The organism is Dyella marensis (genome assembly GCF_900112865.1).
Lineage (GTDB): Bacteria > Pseudomonadota > Gammaproteobacteria > Xanthomonadales > Rhodanobacteraceae > Dyella_D > Dyella_D marensis_A.
Map to the genome: position 1 here is coordinate 18,778 of NZ_FONH01000021.1, position 16,489 is coordinate 35,266.

At 69.2% G+C, this 16,489-nt stretch carries 17 protein-coding genes; 7 read left to right on the top strand and 10 right to left on the bottom strand.

Annotated features, from left to right (window positions below; genetic code table 11):
* Positions 1–3 precede the first annotated feature (3 nt).
* Genes pgaD through pgaA form a run of 4 tightly spaced genes read right to left on the bottom strand, consistent with a single transcriptional unit; the run spans position 4 to position 5,728 of the window.
* Positions 4–474 carry a poly-beta-1,6-N-acetyl-D-glucosamine biosynthesis protein PgaD gene (gene pgaD / locus BM172_RS19000; protein WP_051548820.1) on the bottom strand — a complete coding sequence of 157 codons (471 nt, stop codon included), beginning with the start codon at positions 472–474 and terminating at the stop codon, positions 4–6.
* Positions 471–1,718, bottom strand: coding sequence for a poly-beta-1,6-N-acetyl-D-glucosamine synthase (gene pgaC, locus BM172_RS19005; protein WP_026635749.1), 1,248 nt, complete (start codon positions 1,716–1,718; stop codon positions 471–473). The genes pgaD and pgaC overlap by 4 nt, the downstream gene beginning before the upstream one ends.
* Before the next feature lie 7 nt (positions 1,719–1,725).
* The gene (pgaB, locus tag BM172_RS19010) at positions 1,726–3,651 is read right to left on the bottom strand and encodes a poly-beta-1,6-N-acetyl-D-glucosamine N-deacetylase PgaB (protein ID WP_026635750.1); all 1,926 of its coding nucleotides are present in this window, start codon (positions 3,649–3,651) and stop codon (positions 1,726–1,728) included.
* A gap of 1 nt (position 3,652) precedes the next feature.
* Positions 3,653–5,728 carry a poly-beta-1,6 N-acetyl-D-glucosamine export porin PgaA gene (gene pgaA, locus BM172_RS19015; RefSeq protein WP_026635751.1) on the bottom strand — a complete coding sequence of 692 codons (2,076 nt, stop codon included), beginning with the start codon at positions 5,726–5,728 and terminating at the stop codon, positions 3,653–3,655.
* 456 nt (positions 5,729–6,184) lie between these two features.
* On the opposite strand from pgaA, the gene BM172_RS19020 reads away from it, so the two are divergent.
* Both BM172_RS19020 and BM172_RS19025 read left to right on the top strand, forming a co-directional pair.
* Positions 6,185–6,862, top strand: a complete 678-nt coding sequence (locus BM172_RS19020; protein ID WP_197022875.1) for a response regulator — start codon at positions 6,185–6,187, stop codon at positions 6,860–6,862.
* Between the two features lie 4 nt (positions 6,863–6,866).
* Complete coding sequence (locus BM172_RS19025; RefSeq protein ID WP_026635752.1) at positions 6,867–7,853, top strand: Hpt domain-containing protein; 987 nt, start codon at positions 6,867–6,869, stop codon at positions 7,851–7,853.
* 14 nt (positions 7,854–7,867) lie between these two features.
* On the opposite strand, the gene BM172_RS19030 is transcribed toward BM172_RS19025, so the two are convergent.
* Together BM172_RS19030 and BM172_RS19035 are read right to left on the bottom strand one after the other, a co-directional pair.
* Complete coding sequence (locus BM172_RS19030; RefSeq protein WP_051548824.1) at positions 7,868–8,575, bottom strand: aspartyl/asparaginyl beta-hydroxylase domain-containing protein; 708 nt, start codon at positions 8,573–8,575, stop codon at positions 7,868–7,870.
* A gap of 138 nt (positions 8,576–8,713) precedes the next feature.
* Positions 8,714–10,054: a carbohydrate-binding protein gene (locus BM172_RS19035; RefSeq protein ID WP_035323580.1), complete on the bottom strand. Its 1,341-nt coding sequence runs from the start codon at positions 10,052–10,054 to the stop codon at positions 8,714–8,716.
* Between the two features lie 378 nt (positions 10,055–10,432).
* Between BM172_RS19035 and BM172_RS19040 the strand changes: the two genes are divergently transcribed.
* On the top strand, positions 10,433–10,813 hold the full coding sequence (locus BM172_RS19040) for a YciI family protein (protein WP_026635754.1): 381 nt from the start codon (positions 10,433–10,435) through the stop codon (positions 10,811–10,813).
* 91 nt (positions 10,814–10,904) lie between these two features.
* On the opposite strand, the gene BM172_RS19045 is transcribed toward BM172_RS19040, so the two are convergent.
* A complete protein-coding gene (locus BM172_RS19045; RefSeq protein WP_026635755.1) occupies positions 10,905–11,732 on the bottom strand; it encodes an META and DUF4377 domain-containing protein in 828 nt (275 codons plus the stop codon).
* A 200-nt stretch (positions 11,733–11,932) separates the two neighbouring features.
* On the opposite strand from BM172_RS19045, the gene BM172_RS19050 reads away from it, so the two are divergent.
* The gene (locus tag BM172_RS19050; protein ID WP_026635756.1) at positions 11,933–12,622 is read left to right on the top strand and encodes an alpha/beta hydrolase; all 690 of its coding nucleotides are present in this window, start codon (positions 11,933–11,935) and stop codon (positions 12,620–12,622) included.
* 7 nt (positions 12,623–12,629) lie between these two features.
* Here the strand turns inward: BM172_RS19050 and BM172_RS19055 are convergent, their stop codons facing one another.
* Entirely contained in the window at positions 12,630–13,556 is a 927-nt protein-coding gene (locus BM172_RS19055) for a sulfotransferase family protein (protein ID WP_081805209.1), read from the bottom strand.
* 195 nt (positions 13,557–13,751) lie between these two features.
* Here BM172_RS19055 and BM172_RS19060 point away from each other — a divergent pair, with 195 nt between their 5' ends.
* Both BM172_RS19060 and BM172_RS19065 read left to right on the top strand, forming a co-directional pair.
* Positions 13,752–14,228, top strand: a complete 477-nt coding sequence (locus tag BM172_RS19060; RefSeq protein WP_026635757.1) for a PIN domain-containing protein — start codon at positions 13,752–13,754, stop codon at positions 14,226–14,228.
* A 25-nt stretch (positions 14,229–14,253) separates the two neighbouring features.
* On the top strand, positions 14,254–14,439 hold the full coding sequence (locus tag BM172_RS19065; protein WP_026635758.1) for a CPXCG motif-containing cysteine-rich protein: 186 nt from the start codon (positions 14,254–14,256) through the stop codon (positions 14,437–14,439).
* A gap of 3 nt (positions 14,440–14,442) precedes the next feature.
* Here the strand turns inward: BM172_RS19065 and pncA are convergent, their stop codons facing one another.
* A complete protein-coding gene (gene pncA, locus BM172_RS19070) occupies positions 14,443–15,093 on the bottom strand; it encodes a bifunctional nicotinamidase/pyrazinamidase (RefSeq protein WP_026635759.1) in 651 nt (216 codons plus the stop codon).
* A 183-nt stretch (positions 15,094–15,276) separates the two neighbouring features.
* Between pncA and BM172_RS19075 the strand changes: the two genes are divergently transcribed.
* Positions 15,277–15,660, top strand: a complete 384-nt coding sequence (locus BM172_RS19075; protein WP_035323582.1) for a hypothetical protein — start codon at positions 15,277–15,279, stop codon at positions 15,658–15,660.
* 10 nt (positions 15,661–15,670) lie between these two features.
* On the opposite strand, the gene BM172_RS19080 is transcribed toward BM172_RS19075, so the two are convergent.
* The gene (locus BM172_RS19080; protein WP_026635760.1) at positions 15,671–16,462 is read right to left on the bottom strand and encodes a carboxylesterase family protein; all 792 of its coding nucleotides are present in this window, start codon (positions 16,460–16,462) and stop codon (positions 15,671–15,673) included.
* Positions 16,463–16,489 lie beyond the last annotated feature (27 nt).

The following is a 16,489-nucleotide window of genomic DNA, read 5'->3' on the forward strand; positions in this document are numbered from 1 at the left end:
GTTTCAGCAGGCGAGGGCGCAGGCAGGCGTTGCGTTCTCGTCGCGATGGATCACTTCGCCGCCTTCCGGAAATTCCAGCACCATCCGCGGCGCGCGCTGCATCCAGCGTGCGGTTTCCTGTTGAATGCCCAGCGCGGCGGCGATGGCGCGGCGGTCCACCGCGCGGCTGCGCCGGCGGCGCTCGAGGTGGGCGAAGCGCAGGTAGTTGTAGGACGACCAGCTGAACATCAGCAGCGCGCAGGCCGCCGCCAGCGCCAGCAGCGCGGCGAGGTCGTGCCCGCCGTGGCCGTGCTCGCGCACCACCATCTCGACATAGCCGGCGCGCAGGCCCAGGGCCCAGGCGACCAGGGTCGCCAGCGGCAGCCACAGCGAGATCCACACCATCCACGCCATCAGCGTGGCGGTGGTGAACAGCAGGCGGTGCGCCGGATGCTGGCGCTCGGGACGCTGGATCAGGATCGCTTCGGCTCTCATCGCACACCTCGGTCGGGGCTGACCCACACGGCGCGCGTGCCCTTGCGCTTGAGCAGCGCCTTGGGCAGTGCCGCCACGGTGGTGGCGGTGCTGAGCAGCCAGTAGGTCAGCGGATACCAGATCATCCAGTAGTAATTGCGGCCGACCCGCGTCTCGTAGCGGCGGTCGATCAGCGTGCTGATGCCGAACTGCAGCAGGCACACGATGCCCAGCACCACGCCGTGCCACTGCGGCAACAAGGTGGCGATGCGCAGGGGCGGTGGCAGCACGACGAAGATGCCGACCAGCCATAGCGAAACGATGGCCAGCATCACGTAGGCCCAGACCAGGCTGAGCAGGTATTCCAGCGCCACCGGCCACATGCGCCGACGGCGCCAGCGCAGCAGTTCGGGCAGGTAACGCAGGGTGACTTCCACGCCACCCTGGGCCCAGCGCAGGCGTTGCTTCCACAGGCCGCGCAGGGTTTCCGGCATCAGGATCCAGCACAGCGCGTTGGGCTCGTAGCGGATGTCCCAGTGGCGCATCTGCAGGCGCCAGCTGATGTCGATGTCCTCGGTGACCATGTCGGTGTTCCAGTAGCCGACGTCGTGCAACGCGCTGCGGCGAAAGCAGGCGATCACGCCGGACACGGTGAACACGCGGCCGTACACGCGCTGCGCGCGCTTGATCAGGCCGATGATCGAGGAGAACTCGCCCACCTGCAGCTTGCCCAGCAGGGTCGAGCGGTTGCGGATGCGCGGGTTGCCGGTGACCGCGCCGACGCGCGGACTGCCCACCATATGGCTGACCAGCCAGTGCGTGGCGTAGTCATCCAGCAGCGCATCGCCGTCGACGCAGACCAGGAAATCGCCGCGCGCGGCCATCGCCGCCATGCGCAGGCCCATCGCCTTGCCCTGGTTGCTGGCGAAGTGGATCACGCGCAAGCGCGGAAACTGCGCTTGCAGTTCGTCCAACTGCGCGCCGGTGTCGTCGGTGGAGCCGTCATTGACGGCGATGATCTCGAAATGCGGGTAGCGCTGCGCATCGAGGTGGGCGATCGTCTCGCGCACCTGCTCGCCTTCGTTGTGGCAGGGCACGATCAGCGTGACGAAGGGTGCATGCGGCAGGACGGGCGGCTCGATGCGCAGCGGCTCGCCGCGCTCCCAGCGCAGGTAGTAGATCAGCCCACCGCTCAGCCACACGAAGGACATCAGCAGCGGATAGTAGAAGGCGAAGTCCAGCAGGACGGTCATGAGCTCGCGCATGTCCGCCTCACGGTTCCCGGAAGGGATGTTCGGCGGCCGAGATATACGGCCGGATCGCTTCGAGCGCGGGACGGCCGGCGACGAAGTCGTCCGGGTAGTAGCCCAGGTGGCGCACGCCCTGCGCCTGCAGCAGGCGCAAACGTGCGCCAAGCACTTCGGCAGGCACCGGCTTGCCGCCGCTGCGCCAATCCACGGTGGCCAACTCGAACAGCGTGCGGTCCATGCCGTGCGGTTGCGCGGCGACGGCGGCGGCCAGGCGCTTGAACCAGGCGTCGCTGGCCGGCTCCTGGTCCAGTTGCGGCATGGCCATCAGCGCGGTGTAGTCGTAGGCGGCATTGAAGGCAGCGAGGCTTTGCGCGAACCAGGCTTCGGAGGCCGGTTGCAGTACCGGGCGCGCGTAGAGGTTGCGCGCGGTCTTCAGTTGCGCGCGCCATTGGCGGGCGCGGTCGGCCAGTTCGCGGGTGAAGTCGATCAGGTATTGGGTGCGCTCGGCCGGAGTGGCGTGGGCGAGCGGGCCCAAATCGTCGGTGTCACGCAGATAGGCATCGTCGGAGAACAGCAGGCCGCTCATGCCGCCGTGCATGGCGAGGTCTTCGTACACATCGCCGATCATGGCGCGCACGTGCGGGTTCCAAGGCGCGAGGCGGTAGTGATCGCCGCGCTTGCCGTCATCGAGCGCCGGCAAGTCCTTCGCATCCGGAAAGCGGAACGCCAACACCGGCATCCACGCATACACCTCCACCTCGCAGCGCGTGCGCAACTGCCACGCCACGCGTGCGAACAGATCGGCGCGCACGGGCAGGTGGCGGTTGGGGAAGTACACGGCATCCGCGACGCCATCGCCATCCGGGTCGGCATAGGCTTGCAGCCACACCTGCGACGGCTTCATGCGGCGGATGCGGTCGAGCAGGGCGGAGAGGTTCTTCTCCTGCTGTGCCGGATCGGGGTCGTAGATGTAGTCCAGATCCACCTGCACTACGCGCTGCGGGTCGATCGCGCGCTGGCGATAGATCAGCGCGGCGAGGCCGTCGACGCCGATGTTGTCGGCGATCAGCAGGCGCGGGAGGTTGCGGCCTTCCGCCAGCTGCACCGGCTCGTCGTCCAGGCTCAGCGAGACGTCCATGCCCAGCGCGGCCGCTTCCGCCTGCGCGATGCGGTTGTAGGCGCCGTACGGCCACACGATGGCGCGCGGGCGCTGGCCGGTGCGCCGGGCGATTTCGTCGGCGCTGCGGGCGAGATCGGTGTGGATGCGGGCGCGATAGGCATCGGCGTTTTCGTAGCCGGACCTGAGGTCATAGGTTCCGGGGTCATGGATGCCGGGGTCGTAGATGAGGCTGATCGCCGCCGGCATCTGGTTGCCCTGCGGATTTGCCAGCACGCCCTGGTGCAGATCGTTGGTGTGCGAGGCGATCTCCACCAGGCCGGAGGCGCGGAGCTCCTGCACCTGCGCCCAGCTGACGAAGCATTCGCGTCCGCAGCTTTCGCCGTTGTAGTCGAAGCGCTTGCCGTCGGGCAGGTCCATCCACGAGTTCTCCACTGCGAACAGGGCGGGGTAGCCATAAGCGCGCAGCAGCGGGAACACGCGGGTGTAGAAGCTGATCAGGCCGTCGTCGAAGGTGAGCAGCACGGCCTTGGGCGGCAGTGCGCGCTCGCCGCGGCGCGCGGCGATCACATCGTCCAGGCTGACCATGCGGAAGCCGTTGGCGCGCAGCCATTCGAAGTGGGCGATCAGGTGGTCGGTGCTGATCGCCGTGCTGTCGCTTTTGCCGGCGTCGCGGATATCGTCGCGTACATCGTGGTAGTTCAGCACGATCAGCGGCGGCAGCGGTGCGCGTGCGGGCAGCGGGCCGGCCAGCGCGGCCAGGCGATCGGCGGCGCCGGCCGTGGGGGCGGCGAGGACAAGCAGCAACAGGAGAGCGTGGCGCCAGCGCATGTCATTCGCCCCAATGCAGGGTGAGGTCGAGCATCACGCGGTTGTCGCGCTTGCCGTCGTAGGGCTGGCTGTTCCAGCCGATGCCCCAGCCGAACGCCAGGCCGGCATGCGGCGCCCAGCGCTGGCCGTAGTGCGCGCTGGCCATCCAGCCGCTGCCGTAGCGGCATTCGTCGTAGCTGCCGAAAGAAAGGTCGAGCTGGTGGCTCCAGCTGCGCTCGTAGCGCTCGTACAGCATGTTTTCCAGTCGCCCGGTGGCGGCGATCCAGCGCGCGCACGACGGGCTGTAGTACGGCACGTCGCTGCGCGAGTTACGCGTGGCGCCAGCCTGCAGGCCGCCGTCCACGGTGAACCACGCCGCGGTGTAGGCGCGCTGCGTCCATGCCGCTTCCCAGCCATAGCGGCGGTTGCCGTCGCTGTAGCGGTCGGCGTTGGCGCTGAGCTTGATCGCGCTGCGTTCGCTGGCGCGCCACTGCGCGGAGACATTGAGCGAGTGCGCGGTGATGTCGTAGTAGTGCGCGCGCAGCGGCACGTCCGCGTCGCCGGTGTTGCTCCAGTCGAGCGTGTAGGTCCAGTAGTCGTCCGGGAGCCAGCGCAGGCCGGCTTCGAGGGCGGTGCGGCGAGTCTGGTTGCCCACCGCGGGCAATGCCTGCACGTAGGCTTCGAATCCGCGCGCATAGCCGCGCAGGCCGAGGCCCAGGCGTTCGCGCTGCGTATGGCCTTCGGGCAGGTTGGCGGCGGCCAGGCGCGTGATGCCATAGATGCGCCAGCGCTCGCCGAGCAGCGGGCTTTGCAGCGTGGCCTGGGTTTCGTGGTCGGCATCGCCGAAGTTGGGCGAGCCGCCGCGGCCGCGGTCGTGTTCCAGGTCGAACTGCCAGCCACGCTGGCGATCCCAAACCTGGCGCGCGAGCTGCACCTGCGGATCGCGCGGCACGACGGCTTCCACTTCGCGCAGCGCCGGTTCCACGCGCGGGAAGTCGCCGAGTTCGCGCCAGGTATCGATGGCGCCGAGGCGGATCGAGGTGTCGTCCGGATCGAGGCCAGCGGCGCCCACCAGCGTGTCTTCCGCGCGGCGCGGCCAGCCGCGGGCGCGTTCAGTGTCGGCCAGCTGGTTCCAGATCGAGGCGTTGGCCGGACCCTCGGCGCGCAGCGCTTCCAGGCGCCGCCACGCCTCGCGATAGCGCCAGGTCTGCTGGCGCACCAGCGCGGCGGCGAGTTCGGCTTCGGTCTTGTGCGGGTTGGCGCGAGGTCGCACGGAGCCCGGCGCCGGCAGCCAGGCGGGTTCGCTCACGGCTACGCGGTCGATCCACTGTTGCGCATCGCGATGACGCCCGGCTTCCAGATAGGCATGAGCGAGGCCGATGCGCGGATCGGCTTCTTCTTCGGGATACGGGCCGGGCTGTGCGCGCGACGCGGCTTCGTAAAGCGGGATGGCCTGCTCAGGCTGGCGTTGTTGCAGCAATGCGTCGGCCACCGGCGTGTCGGCATAGGCGGGCAGCGTGCCGCCGCGGCGGCGCAGCGCCTGGTAGGCGCCGGCGGCTTCGCGGCTGCGCGAGGCGCGGGCCAGGGCGATCATCCGATCGGCGGCGGCGATGGCATCGTCGACCGCTGCGGGGTCTGGTGAGGCCAGCGCGCGATCGGCCTCCACATAGGGATGGCGCGTATCGGCAGGCATGGCCTGCGCCCAGCGCGCCTGGTGTGCGGCGGCGTCGGCTTCCAGGCGGGCCAGTTCCGGCGCGGGCAAAGGTGTGGGCAGTTGGCGCGCGAGTTCCAGCGCGCGCACGGCGGCACCTAACTCCGCCAGCAGGCGAACACGCAGGCGCAACGCATCGGCATCGGCGGGCCAGCGGCGCAGCAGGTCTTCGCAGGCGGCGAGCGCTTCGAGGCGATGGCCGGCGTCATGCTGCTGGCGCGCCTGGGCTAGCAGCGCGTCGCGCGTGGCCGGGGTCTGCGGGGATGCCTGCGGCGAAGCGGTGGCCAGGGCCAGCGCGAGTGCGGCAGCCAGCGCCGTGCGTCCCGCACCGGCACCGGCCTTGGCCGGTACGGAACGGTCGCGTTGTGAGGGCGCTGCTGGAGACATGGTTGCTGCTGCTGGTGGCGCTCGTCGGACCCGCGCCGGATGGAAGGCTTCGGGGCAGCGCGCGCTTCGTGCGCGCAGAGCGGCATCGAAAAGTTTCCAGACAGGCCGCGCCGGGGTAGAGCGCGGCCTGCCTCCGACACAGGGTCGACGCATGACGTCCGTGGCATGCGGGAAGGCATTCGGCGAGCCGTAAGGTCTGCTCGTGGCCGTCGTCGACGATCACGGGCCGGTCGCCAGTGAGGGAGAGTGTTCCCGGATCGGCCGGGCGTCGGAATCAGAAAAGTCCTAGGCGATGGATTTCCTTCCGAATGCCGTGCCAGTCATCGAAGACCGCGCGTCCCGTGGCCCCGATTCAGAGAAATCCCATGGATGCCTCGCTGGCATGCGTGCTGCAATTTCCCGGACGCCGAAGATCGCACCCGCCTCGTCCGAACGATCCTCACCAGGGGCCACTCCATGACGCTTTCCATGTACCGCGGCCCAGCACTGGCCCGCAAAAGTCCGCGCAATCCGATCCGGGTCGCCTTGCTGGACGACCACGAATTCATTCTCAAGGGGCTGGTCTCGCACCTGCGCCAGGTCAGCGCGGTGACCGTGGTCGGCAGCCATCGCTGCAGCCGCACGCTGCGCGCCATGCTGGCGGAGACGCCGGTCGACATCGTCCTGCTCGACTACTCGCTCGCCTCGGACGACCTGGACGGCATGGCGCTGATCAAGGCGCTGCGCCTGCGCTATCCGGAGCTGCGCATCCTGGTGGTGTCGGGCCATTGCCAGCACGTCACGGTGAACATGCTGCTGCGCGAGGGTGCCAACGGCTTCTTCGCCAAGCACCAGGAAGCGGTCGAGATGGCGGAGGCGATCACCCGCGTGATGGCCGGCGAAACCTATCTGCCGCCGTTCCTGACCGCGGTGACGCCGGCGCGGCGCTCCTCGCCGCTGTCGCCGCGCGAGTGGGAGGTGATCCGCTGCTTTCTCGACGGCATGTCGGTGAGCCAGATCGCCGCCAAGTTCAATCGCAGCCTCAAGACCATCAGCACGCAGAAATCCACCGCGTACAAGAAGCTGGGCATCCAGAGCGACGCGGAGCTGTTCAAGATGCGCGACCAGGTCCTGCAGGCGCGGAGCATGGCCTGACGCCATGTCCATCGCACCCTTGTTCCATGCGCGCTGCGATGTGCTGGCGGTGGCGCGCGAATGCGTGCAGGCGCGTTCGCGGGTTCTGTGGGCGCGCGGCATCGACGTCGGCATCGAGCTGCCCTGCGGCGCGCTGCCGTGGCTGAAGCTCGACGAGCGCCTGCTGCGCCGCCTGTTGCAGAACGCGCTGGACCGCGTGGCCAGGCTCACCGGCGCGGATGGCGTGCAGCTCGCGCTATGGCACGAAACGGCGGACGACGGCGTATCGCGCCTGCAGGTGGAGGCCTATGCGGACGAGCCCTCGGCGAGCCTGTCGTTCGAGCTGGCGCTGGCCGGCGGCGGCGTGGCGGAGCCGCCGCTGCCGTGCCGCGGCGGCACGGCGCTGCTGGTCGAGGATCATCCCGCGCGCCGCCGCATCCTGCGCGCACAGCTGGCGCGGATCGGGCTGGCGAGCGATGCGTCCGCTCCGGGCGAGCCGATGGCCGCGGCCTTCGCCGGCGGGCGGCACGGTTTCGTGTGGCTGGGCGGCATGGCGGATGTCGACCGGGTAGCGCTGGCTTCGTCGCTGCGCCGGCTGGAGCGCGGGCAAGGCCGGGCACGCATCGTCGCCTTGCGCGAGACCCGGGCGGGAGCGGCGCGCGCGCCCACCGGCATCGATGCCTGGGTCGACTGGCCGTTGTCGCTGGATGAACTGCGCGGGCTGTGCCTGGACCTGCCGCGGGAAGATGCCGCCGTCAGCGCGGCACTGTTCTTCCGCGAATGCCGGCGCGATGCGGCGGCGCTCGGCGCCGCCCTGGAAGCGGCGGACTGGGTGGCGGTCGTGCGCCACGCGCATCGCATCAGCGGCGGCACCCTCGTGCTCGGCGAGAACGCCGTCTGCGCGCTGGCCGAACGCATCGAGGCGATCGCTCGCCGCGCCGTGCCGGATCGCGCGCAGGTCAAGCGCCTGCTGGCGGAACTGCAAGACGGCCTGCGCCGCTTCGCCGACTGAGCGGGCCTGCCGCCTCAGGCATTCCTGCCGCCGGCGACCATCGCCGGCAGGCGCCGGCGCGCCACCGCGCCGATGCCGGCGATCAGCAGGCGCGAGAGCAGGGCCAGGTCCGGCGGCAGGTCGCCCCGCCGCACGTCCAGCAGCAGCGCGATGCGCCACTGGTCGCTGTCGTTCCACACTTCGTGCGGGAAGGTGTCGTCCCACAGCATGGCGTCGCCGTCGCCGATGCGGTAATCCTGGTCGGCCAGGCGCAGCACCGCGGCCGGCGTGCCGTCCTCGCGCACCGGCACGGACAGGCCGAGCTGGAAGCGCAGCACGCCCTTGAACGGACCGCGATGCCGCGGGATGTGCTTGTGCGGGGCCAGGAACGACAGCGTGGCGGACAGCACGTCCGGCGAGGTGCGTACCAGTTCGCCCAGGAACGGGCAGGCCGCCATGTGATCGTCGACGTCGTTGCCGTAGACCTTGAGCAGGTACATGCGCCAGTCGTGGCCGTCGTTGTCGGAGATCGCGCGCTGCTCGGCCATCAGTTCGTGGAAGCGCGGCACCGCCTGGATCTGGTGAGTGAGCGCGAGCGCCTCGTCGCGCAGCGCGGTCCAGGCGTCGGCAAAGCGGAAGCCGTCGGGAAAGCGCTCGGCCAGGTCCAGCACCGGCGGGGTGGCGACGCGGGCGTCGTAGAGCGAGCGCAGCGCTTGCGACGAGAGGTCGTACAGACGGCTCATGGCGGCGATGGTTCCGATGCCCTTGGATCGTGCAGCAATACTCGTCCAAAGGTGAGCACATCGTAACGCTGTGGCGCAGCAGAACAGCGCGGGGCGGCGATCGCCGGCCCCGCGCCGTGATGGGTCAGCCGGGCGCGGCTAGCGGCCCAGGTCGGACAGGAAACGCTTGGTGTATTGCAGCGGCGACGTGCTCGGCACCGAGTTGCAGGTGGGCGAGGCATAGCCGGCGTTGGCGCATGGCGTGTCGCGGTCCAGCGACCAGAAGTGCAGGCCGGCCAGGCCGTTGCTTACCGCGTAGCTCACCACCGTGTCGGTGTTGGCGAGGGTGAAGGTCTCGGCGGTGTTGTCGTTCAGGCCGATCATCGGCGTCAGCTCGATCTTGCCGAGCGGGATGCCGTAGGTGTGCTGCAGGTTCTTGGCGGCCTGGATCGCCGACTGGCCCATGTCGCAGACGCCGTTGCTGACCACGCAGATCGACGGGCCGGCGGCGCCGTAGTCCATCACCATCAGGTTGATGGTGTAGTTGGTCAGCGACGGGTTCGCCTTGACCGCCTTCACCACCATGTCGCCCAGGCTGTTGACGCCGCCGTAGCTGCCGTCGGAGGCGGCCAGCGTGGCCAGGGTGAAGGAGAAGCGCAGGTTCGGATGCAGCGACTGGCCATAGGCCGCGGCCGCGACCAGCGCGTTGATCTGCGCCTGCGACTGGCCGCCTTCGATGTCGAAGTCCACGCCCAGCATCTGCGGCGTGTAGTAGCGCGACAGGAAGGCGGCCATGCCGGAGGTGCTGCCGCAGGTGAAGCTGCCGGCGGCGCCGCCGGTGGAGACGACGTAGGGCAGTCCCGCATTCGACAACGCGGTGACATTTACGCTGGCGAAGGTGGCGCCGGGGATGCCTCCCCAGTTTTCGCTGCCGCACTCGCCGGTGGCAAAGGCCAGCGTCACCGCGCTGAGGTTGTGCACGTAGTTGGAATACAGGCTGCCGCTGCCGACGATCGGGATCGGCGAACCGGTCGCCGCCGCCGTCTGCATGGTGTTGGTATTCCAGTTGAGATTGATGGTGACGTCCTTGTACGGGCTGTACAGCAGGTTGGCACCGGTGCCGGGCGGCGGCGGGGGTGTGCCGCCACCTCCACCTCCGCCGCCACCACCACCGCCGCCACCGCCGCCACCTCCACTCGATCCGCTGCACGCGCCCTGCGAGGTCCACGGCTGGCCGCTGCCGGCGCCGCCGTTGTTGGTGGCCGGGTCGTTGCCCTGGGTCCACCAGTTGGCCTTGTAGTTGACGCCGTTCTCGCTGGCGACGTTGCCGCCGACGTAGACCGCGCTGGCGCTCCACGCCGCCGCGCAGGCGGGCAGCGATTGCGCTACGGCGGTGGACACGGGCGCGGCGGTGAGCAGGCCGATACAGGCCGCGAGGGTGGTGCTGCTTCCGAGGATCGCCGACAACGTGCGCGATCCCACGTGTTGCTTGGCATGCATAAGACGTTCTCCTCTCTTTGGGTGCGGCGGTTCGATTGGCCAGGGCGCCGCCGGGCGGGCGTGCCGAGGGAAGGACGCTCGCCGTGCCGGTCTACCTGCGGGCCGCTGCGCATGTGTCGGGCAAGCGGCATGCGCCCTGGTACTGACAACGTTGTCTTCTGTTGTCCCGGCAAACTGTGAACCTGGGCGGGAAATGCGCTTCTGCGGCGCAGCACGCGAAATCCTGCGTTGCGCGCGCGAGGCTTCGCGCGCGCAAACGGTGTGACGATCAAGTGAAGATTGACAACGTTATCAGCAGCGGCGTCGGACGGTCGCAAGAACCGGCGAAAGGATGTACTACCATCGCGGTCCTCCACCCCACGACGCGAGCGGACGACCATGAAGTTCCTGGTGATGATCTATTGCGACGACAAGCTGGTCGCCGACCTGCCGCCCGGGCAGTTCGACACGATGATGCGCGGTTGCCTGGACAAGGCCGACGAATTGAAGCGCAAGGGCATCCTGCTCGACAGCCAGAAGCTGGAAGCGCCGGTGCAGTCGCGCACCATGCGCATCCGCCAGGGCAACACGACGATCGTCGATGGGCCTTTCGCGGAAACCAAGGAATACCTCGGCGGTTTCAACCTGATCGAAGCGAGGGACATGGACGAGGCGATCGAGATCGCCAAGTCCTTCCCCTGGGCCAGCATCGGCAGCATCGAAGTGCGGCCGGTGGGCAGCCTGGAAGCGGAGCGCGAGCGCGTCGGCGTCGCTGCCTGATCCCGGTAGGTTGGGGTGAGCCGCAGGCAAACCCCAACGTTGCGGTGCCTATGAAGATGGCGAATGTTGGGGTTCGCACCCCAACCTACGTCTACCTCGCCGACTCCACCACCATATCCAGCACATAGGCCGTCGACGGCGCATCCGCCGGCGGATTCTTCACGGTGTAGCGCTTCACCCGCAGCACGTTGCGGATGCCCGGCTGGTGCGTATAGCCCTCGATGTCCTGGTACAGCGGTTGCCATGCGCCGCTGCTTTGGACCACGCCGTTCTGCCCGTACTTGCGCTCGCGCACCTGCAGGCATTGCTTGTTGGGGATCAACGGGTGGTTGCACGGCCTGGTGTCGGCGGCCACTTCCAGAAACACCGTTTCGCCTGCGTCGCCGTAGCGCGTTTCGGCGGTGGGCTCGCCGGTGAAGACCAGGGTATCGCCGTTGTCGGCGGCCAGGCTGAGCCTCGGTACGTCGCCTTCGCTTTGCACGCTCAGGCTCGGCTTGTCCTGCAGGCGGTGCGAGATGGCGCTGTCGAGATCGGCCAGCGCCTTGTCCTGGCACGCCATCATGGTCTGCGCCATCGGGCCGGTGTGCAGCCGGCCGCCCTCGACCTTGAAGCCGGCGCCGATGCGGTTGCATGCGTTGCTGACGCTGAGCCGGTCGCGCACGAAATCCAGTTGCAGCGGTTTGTCGGGACGCGCGAACAGCGCATCGATGCGCTTGCCGCTGGCATCGCTGGCCGCGCTCAGGCGCCAGTGGTAGCGGGCGAGGATGCCGGCATCGAAGCTCGCCGCGGTGGTGGCCGTCGAAGCGGCGGCGATCGTGGTGGACGCGGCGGCGGCCGGCCCGCCATGGTTCGACGGCGTCTGCGGGCAGGCGGTCAGGACGAAGGGCAGCAGGGCGAGCAGCAGGGGACGGTGGTTCATGGGTTCTCCTTAGCGACCGTCGTTCGACGTGCGCGGCGGCGGGCCGGGGGCGGCGGCGACGGACGCGCGATGCGAATCCGTGTCGGCGGGATATGCCATAGCCGGCGTCGCGCTTTCGTCATGACGAGGGCTTCACGCCGCGTGGGCTCCTTATGCGCAGTCGGCCGCACGGCCACTCATCCGATCGCAGAGGAATCCGCATGGGCAAGAAACCGAGCATCGTGCTGGTGCATGGCGCCTGGGGCGACGGATCGCACTGGAGCAAGCTGATTCCGGTGCTCGGCGCGAAGGGCTACCGCGTCAGCGCCGTGCAGAACCCGCTCACTTCGCTGGCCGACGATATCGAGCGCACCCGGCGGCTGGTCGATATGCAGGAAGGGCCGGTGCTGCTGGTCGGCCATTCCTACGGCGGCGCGGTGATTTCAGGCGCGGGCCTGGCGCCGCAGGTGGTCGGGCTGGTCTATGTGGCGGCGTTCGCGCCGGACGAAGGCGAAGCGGTCGGCGCCTTGCTCGGCCGCCACGAACAGCCGCCCGGCGCCAAGGCGATCCGCCCCGATGCGCACGGCTTCCTGTGGCTGGACCGCAAGCTCTATAAGGAAAGCTTCTGCCAGGACCTCGGCGACGATGCGGCGCTGATCATGGCCGCCGCGCAGAAGCCCACCGCCGCGCGCTGCTTCGAGGATACGGCCGGCGCACCGGCGTGGAAGCAGCGGCCCAGCTGGTACCAGGTCTCGCTGGAAGACCACATGATCCCGCCGCAGACCCAGCAATGGATGGCCTCGCGCATGCAGGCCAGGAAGACGGTGGAACTGGCCGCCAGCCATGCCTCGCTGGCGGCGTATCCGCACGAGCTGGCGGCGTTGATCGACGAAGCGGTGACGCAGCTCTAGCGTCGCCTCAGCTGCAGCTGGAGGACAGCGCCACCACGTTGCGCACCGCCGCGTGTGTGTCCTGCGGCCCGCGCGCCTGCAGCCATTGCGCGCGCAGCTCGTCGTAGGAGGCCAGCTTGGCCTGCAGCCAGCGCTGCACCTTGGGGCCGAACAGGCTGTCGACCTTGCTCTCCGGCGCATGCAGGCGGCCATTGAGCGCGCGGCGCTTCCACGGTTCCTGATCGAGGTCGGCGATCACCTGCGTGCAGTTGTCGTCCAGCGACAGGCTGGGATCGAGTTCGAGGAAGCGGCACAGGCGGCGCCATTCCTGCTGCGGCTGGGCGATCAGGTCTTCCAGGAACAGCAGGTAATGGCGCGGATGCTGCAGATAGGCGCGATGGATCTGCATCGCGCGATTCCAGCGCCGCGCCCAGTGCACGGTACCGCCGCCGAAGGCGTTGTCGCTTTCGAACAGCAGGCTGGCGTCGATCAGCGAGGCGATCACTTCCGCGCCGGGACGGATCACATGCACGAAGCGCCCCTCCGGCACCAGCGCCTCGATCTCCGGCAGGTAGAGCAGATGATTGGGCGTCTTCTCGATCCACATGTCGCGGTCCGCCGCCTGCGTCAGCGCATCGAGCAGCCGCACGAAGCGGCGCTGCATGGTGCGCGTGCGCAGCGAAGGCCGCGGCAGCGCATCCGGCGAGGCGGTGCTGAGGCGTTGCAGGGAAAGGAACAGCTGGCGTTCGTACTTGCGCGTGAAACCCAGGCGCTGGCGCAGCCGCGGCGGCCGGTGCTCGGCCTGCGCATCGCCCCAGCGCCAGGCCAGGTTGCCCAGGGTGTGCTCGAAGAATGCGGTCTCGGGCAGGGTGAACACCGCGGGATGTCGGGCCAGCATGGCCTGGACGACGGTCGTGCCGGAGCGGGGGCAGCCGACCACAAAAGTTCGTTTCATCGCGAAGGGCTTCCCCTGGGCCGCGCGGCCACGGACGTCATGGCCACTGAGCAGCGACCAACGCAGGATTCCACGAAGCGTTGACAAGAACCAGCGCCGGACGCGGATCCGTTGCCCGAATACCGCACGCGCCGGTTCGACAGCCTGCCGGATCCACGCTACCGTGCCGCCTCTCCAGGCCAGCCGCTGCCCCGCATGTCCGCTTCTGCGCCCGGCGCGCGCGGCGCTTCGTACCGCGTGGTGCTGGACACCAATGTCTGTCTCGACCTGTTCGTGTTCCGCGATCCGGCGGTAGCGCGGTTGGCGCATGCGCTCGCCGAGGGCCGCGTGGAGGCGGTGACCGATGCCGCCTGCCGCGAGGAATGGCGCCGCGTGCTGGGCTATCCGCAGCTGGCGCTGGAGCAGGCGGCCCAGCTGGCGGCCCTGGCGGGATACGATCGCTGGATCCGCTGCCCGGCGGATGCCTGGGCCATGCCGGCGCAAGTCCGGCTGCCGCGCTGCGCCGATCCGGACGACCAGAAGTTCCTCGAGCTCGCCCTTGCCGCTGGCGCGGGCTGGCTGCTGAGCAAGGACAAGGAAGTGCTGCGCCTGGGCCGGCGCACCCTGCGCGACGGCCTGTTCGCGATCGTGACGCCGGCGCAGTGGCTGCCCGGCCAGGAAGGCGACGCGTAGACGCGCATCGCGCTAAGGTCGCGCCATGGAATCGGCCCTCATCTACTGCCCGTACTGCGGCGAAGCGATCGAGATCCTGGTCGACGACTCGGTCGACGGCCAGACCTATGTGGAGGATTGCCAGGTGTGCTGCCGTCCGATCGTGCTCAGCGTGACGCTGGACGAGGATGGCGTACCCGAGGTGCGCACCGCGCGCGAGGACGACGCCTGAGGCTCAGGCCGCGATCGGCAGCGTCTCGACCACGTCCACGCCCATCTGGTCGAACTTGGTGCGCGAGGCCAGGTCGCTCTCCGGCGTGACCGGGCGCGTCAGGTCCCACAGCACGCGCGACTTGAAGCCCAGCGCGGCCGCGTCCTGCGCCGTCCACAGCACGCAGACGTCGCGTGCCAGGCCGCAGACGTAGACCTCGTCCACGCCGCGCGAGCGCAGCCAGTCGGCCAGTTCGGTGCTGGGGCGCGTGCCGTTGGGGCCGAAGTTCTCGCGGAAACCGCTGTAGGAATCGACCCGGGGGTCGCAGCCCTTGCGCACGACCTTGTCCAGCCTGGCCCAGTCGATGGCCGGGTGCAGCGCGGCGCCGGGCGTGTCCTGCACGCAGTGCTCGGGCCACAGGGTCTGCGCATGGCCGTACAACGGGATGCGCTGGAACGGCGCGCGGCCTGGATGGCTGCTGGCGAAGGAGACATGCCCGCGCGGATGCCAGTCCTGCGTGGCGACCACGTGGCGGAACGCGCGGCTGTCCAGCAGGCGGCGGATGCCCGGCACGATGGCGTCGCCTTCGTGGCAGGCAAGGCTGCCGCCGGGCATGAAATCCGGCTGCACGTCCACGACGATGAGGGCGGCTCGTTGGCTGATGGGGTAGCGCATGGGGGTGTCGCGGCAGGGTGTCTCGGTGACTGAGTCTAGCCTCACCGCCGCGGCCTGAGGTGTGACGCGGTGGGCGTCGGGCCGATGGCTCGATGGCGCCGATCGGCACTGCGTCACATCCGGAGGAAATGACCGCGTTGCAGGCATAATGCGCGAACGAGTACGCGGAACAGCGGGATACAGATGCACTACGACCAATCGTGGATGGGCTACGGGATTGTCGGTGGCCTGGAGGCCGGCGCCATCTCGGCCGTGGCCGGATTCCTGCTGTACGCGCTGTTCAACTGGATCGGCAACCGCAACGACTGGGGCCATGGCCTGCGCACCGGCTGGTCCAGCCTGATGGCCTTGCTGCTGACCGCCAGCGGCGACCTGTGGGACATGGTGTATTTCAACTACGGGCGCGTGGAATCGATCCAGTTCCTCAAGGTGAAGCTGGCCGAGGTGCACGATTTCGACGGCCTGGGCACGCGCATCTTCTTCGAGTTCCTCGGCGTGGCGGCGGGCGTGTTCCTGTCGCGCCTGCTGCTGCGGCGCAAGCACGACGAGAAAGACACGCAAGGCTGAGGCCGGCCCCTCAGCGCGGCGCCTGCGCCAGCCGGTGCGAGAACATCCAGGGCCATAGCTCGGGCGTGGCATAGGCCGGTACCCAGGAGCCGTGGTTTACGCCGGGAAATTCGCTGTACCTGACTTCGCGACCGCGTGCCTGCAGCGCTGCGTGCATGGCGCGCGATTCGGCGGTGGGTACCACCTCGTCGGCGCCGCCGTGGAAGATCCACACCGGCAGCCTGATGCGATCGGCGACCCAGCCGTAGGGATCGACCCGCGCCGGCACGCCTTCGACCGCCAGGTCCGGCGCCGGCGGCGGATCGTCGGGCAGCGGGCGCACGCCGCCGCAGACGATGGCTGCCGCGGCGAACAGGCCGGGATGGTCGACCGCCATCTGCCACGCGCCATAGCCGCCCATCGACAAGCCGGTGAGATAGATGCGCTGGGTGTCCCCGTGGAATTCGTCGATGCTCGCCTGCAATGCGCGCAGCGCCGCGCGTTCGGCGCGTCCGCTCCAGTACTCGCCCTCGTGCGCCTGCGGCATCACCACCACGGCGGGAAACTCCGCGCCGTGCGCCGCCAGCCACGGCGGCAGGCCCTGGCTCAGCTGCTTGCGGTTGTCGTCGCCGCGCTCGCCGCTGCCGTGCAGGAACAGCACTACCGGCCAGGCGTGTGCGGCGGTCCATCCGTCGGGGACGAACACCTGGTAACCGTATAGCCGTCCATCCACCACGAGGTGGCGTTGGGTGAAGCGTGGCGCGGCGTGCATGGGCAGGGCGGCGATCAGCAGGAGGCAGAGCAGGATGAGTTGTCGGGGCATGGGTGGACCATAACGTAAGCCCTGTCC